The organism is Frankia sp. CoWAU3, from assembly GCF_977971855.1.
This window is the reverse complement of the sequence record NZ_CDWWXB010000010.1, coordinates 25,280-27,260: the sequence shown is the minus strand read 5'-3', so window position 1 is coordinate 27,260 and position 1,981 is coordinate 25,280. Positions and strand designations below refer to the sequence as shown.

At 72.2% G+C, this 1,981-nt stretch carries 2 protein-coding genes; one reads left to right on the top strand and one right to left on the bottom strand.

Translation table 11 applies throughout. From position 1 onward, the window contains the following. A partial coding sequence (gene cysC, locus AC08ON_RS02375) for an adenylyl-sulfate kinase (RefSeq protein WP_476616376.1) occupies positions 1–1,484 on the top strand: 1,484 nt, incomplete at its 5' end. 12 nt (positions 1,485–1,496) lie between these two features. Here the strand turns inward: cysC and AC08ON_RS02370 are convergent. After that, positions 1,497–1,981, bottom strand: a 485-nt coding sequence (locus AC08ON_RS02370) for a sugar transferase (protein WP_476616375.1), incomplete at its 5' end; no start/stop codon positions are given.

Here is a 1,981-nt window from a genome sequence, read left to right as displayed (position 1 = left end):
TGCCGGACCAGCCGGGGGGGTCGGACGGACCCCGGGTCCGGCTGGTCGGCACGGTCGAGGGCATCCGGCTGCCCCACCACCCCGATCACCCCGGCCTGCGGCTCACCCCGACCCAGGTCCGGGCCGAGCTGCTCGCCCGAGGCTGGATCAGCCTCGAGGCGGGTTCCGGCGCGTGCTGGGCGGTGTGGGCGGACGGCCTGCTCCACACGGCGGACGTGGGCCGGATCCGGGCGCTGACCCGGCAGGGCAAACGGTGTGTCGTCCTCGCCCCGGTGGGTGGCGCCGATCCCGCAGACGCCGAGCATCACCTGCGGGTCCGTTGCCTGCTCGCCGCTCTCAAAGCGGTTGACGCCCCGTTGCGGGCCGCCGAGGCGACGCTCTCCTCGGAGGCGCTCGCCGCCGACGCGATCAGCCCGCCGGGTGTTGCCGGCCGGCGGTCGGAACCGCAGCCGGACCCCTACCGGCGGCCGAAAGCCGGCGAGGCGGGAACGCCGGAGCACCGCAGCCTGCTGGTCCTCGTTCCGGTCATCCCGTCGGAGGCGCTGGCCACCCCCCGCGAACCGGGCATGAGCGCGACGGTCCTGAAAACATCCGCGAAACCGAGCGACGCGGCGGCGGGGGTACCGGGCCCGGCCACGGCCGTGACGCCCGCCCCCCCGGCGCCGACGGACCTGGCGGACATCGCGTGGGCGGCGGCGGGCGCGGCCTGGACAGGCGCGGAGACGGCGGCAAGCTCCGCCGACGAACTGGCGAAACTCGCCGCCCAGCGGGCGCATCTGGCCAGCTTCTACGGCCTGACCGGCAGCCTCATCGGGCCGGCGATCGGGGCACCCGGGCGGATGGAGCTGGCCTCGCTGCTCGACGCTGGCAACCCGATACCGGCCGAACTGACCCCGCCGACGGTGGCCGCGGAGCTCTCCCGCGCCATCCCACCACGTTCGAAGCGGGGCCTGACCGTGTTTCTCACCGGGCTGTCCGGCTCCGGGAAGTCGACGCTGGCCGGCCTGCTCGTCTGCCGACTGCTGGAATACGGCGGACGCCGGCTCACTTTGCTCGACGGGGACGTCGTGCGGACCCACCTGTCCCAGGGACTGGGATTCTCCCGCGCCGACCGCGATATCAACGTCCGACGGATCGGCTTCGTCGCGGCCCAGGTCGCGGGAGCCGGAGGCACCGCGGTGTGCGCGCCGATCGCGCCGTACGCCGACGTGCGCACCCAGGTCCGGGGGATGGTCCGGGCCGCAAGCGGCGGATTCGTGCTGGTACACGTGTCCACACCGCTGGAGGTGTGCGAGGCGCGGGACCGCAAGGGGCTCTATGCCAAGGCGCGCGCAGGCGTCCTGCCCGCCTTCACCGGCGTGTCCGATCCGTACGAGACGCCGACCGACGCCGACGTCACGGTGAACACCGCGGAGCTCTCCGCCGAGGACGCCGTGGACCGGATCATCGACCACCTACGCCACGCTGGCTGGCTGGATAGCTGATCATGCGGGCCCCTAATACGCCCCCTCGCGACGCAGCACGGCGAACACGGTGCGCCAGAGGATGACGAAGTCCATCGCCAGTGACCAGTTCTCGACGTAGCGCAGGTCGAGACGGACCGACTCGTCCCATTCGAGGTCCGACCGACCGCTGATCTGCCACAGCCCGGTCAGCCCCGGCTTCACCATCAGCCGGCGGTGCACGTCGTCCTCGTAGCGGGCGACCTCCGACGGCAGCGGCGGACGCGGCCCCACCAGCGACATCGTGCCGCCCAGCACGTTGAACAACTGCGGCAGCTCGTCGAGCGACCACTTGCGCAGGAACTTCCCGACCTTGGTGATCCGCGGGTCGTCACGCATCTTGAACAACAGCCCCTCGGCCCGCTCGTTGCGGGACTCCAGCTCCGCCTTGCGCGCCTCCGCGTCAACGAACATCGACCGGAACTTGTACATCGTGAAGTGCTCACCACCCCGCCCCACCCGGATCTGCTTGAACAACG